The 1,535-nt window shown below is 74.5% G+C and carries 1 pseudogene; it reads left to right on the top strand.

Annotated elements, in window-relative coordinates:
* Nucleotides 1-1,535 (top strand): annotated as a pseudogene (locus Mterra_RS21170) (hypothetical protein); the annotation flags it as partial.

Raw genomic sequence — 1,535 nt, 5'->3', positions numbered from 1 at the left:
GGCGGCCCAGGGCGCGGTGCTGCGCTGCTACACCCGGCGGGGGGAGCCGCTGCTGCTGGCCCAGAAGCTGGGCTCGGGCGGGGAGGGCGACGTGTACGCGGTGCAGGGCAAGGCGGAGTGGGCGGCCAAGGTCTACGCGCCCCGCAACCGCACCGCCGAGCGCGAGCAGAAGCTCCTTCACATGGTGGAGAACCCCCCCCACGACCCCTTCGCCAAGCAGGGGCCCCAGCACGTGGCCTTCGCCTGGCCCCTCGAGCTGCTCTACGACGAGGGGCGGCGCTTTCTGGGCTTCGTGATGCCGCGGCTGCGGCTCGAGCACAGCGCCCTGCTCTTCCAGGTGTACCACCCGCTCGAGGCCCGCAAGCGCGGCCTGAGCTGGAAGTTCCGCCTGGCCGTCGCGCACAACCTGGCGGTGGTGCTGGAGGAGTTGCACGCCAAGGGCTACGTGGTGGGCGACCTCAACGAGAGCAACTTCCTGGTGCAGCGCGACGGGCTGGTCACGCTGGTGGACTGCGACTCCATCCAGGTGCAGGCCGGGCGGCGGGTGTTCCACTGCCGGGTGCAGAAGCCCGAGTACACCCCGCCCGAGCTCCAGGGCAAGAGCTACAGCAGCGTGACCCTGCGCCCCGAGCACGACGCCTTCGCCTTGGCGGTGCTGGTCTTCCTGCTCTTGATGCAGGGCCGCCACCCCTACGCCGGCAAGGGCGTGCAGACCCCCGAGGAGGGCATCCGCGCGGGCCGCTCGCTGCTCGAGGGCCTCGAGCCGGGCGTGGGCACCCCTAGCCCCGGCGTCCTCCCCGCCCCGCTGCGGCGGCTGTTCCTGCGGGCCTTCCGCCCCGTCGCCCGCGGCCGCCCCACGGCCGCGCAGTGGAAGCAGGCGCTGGAGGCCGAGTACGAGCGCCTGCGGCCGTGCCCCAAGGCCAAGGGGCACTGGTACGCCGGGCACCTGGCCGCCTGCCCCTGGTGCGACCCGGCCTCGGTCCCGGCGCCTGCCCCGGTCCGCCTCTCGCTGCGCGAAGGGCTCACCGGGACCGGCCGGGCCTGGCTCGGCGCGGGCTTGAGCGCGGCGGGCACGGCCGCCTTCCTGGGCCTGTACCGGCTGGCGCTCGAGCGCGGCCTGGGCCTGGGCGAGCCCTTCGGCCTGCAGGCCCTCCTGGACCACCCGGCGCTGTGGTCCTTCCGCACGGCCTCGAGCGGCGACGGCGAGCTCAGCGTGGCGACGGTGCTCTTCTACGCCTCCGCGCTGAGCCTGGGCGCCCTGGGCAGCTTGGCCCTCGGCGAGGCGAAGCGCCTGCGCGGGCTGTGGTGGGGCCTGCTGGCCCTGGTCGTGCTGCCCTACTTCGTCCTGCCCCGGCTGCTGGGGTGGCTCGAGGGCGCCGGGCAGCCGGGCCCGCAATTCGTCGTCGGCCTGCTGAGCAACGTGCTGCTGTTCCTGGGACAGGTCGCCCTCTTCGGCACCGCCCTCCCGGGCCTCGCCCTGATGGCCGCCGCTGAATTCCTGACCACCCCCCTCCACCGCTCCGGCTGGCCCCTCC

Source organism: Calidithermus terrae, assembly GCF_003574345.1.
Classification (GTDB): Bacteria; Deinococcota; Deinococci; order Deinococcales; family Thermaceae; genus Calidithermus; species Calidithermus chliarophilus.
Note: the sequence above shows the minus strand (reverse complement) of the source record. Positions and strands in the feature narration are given on the sequence as shown.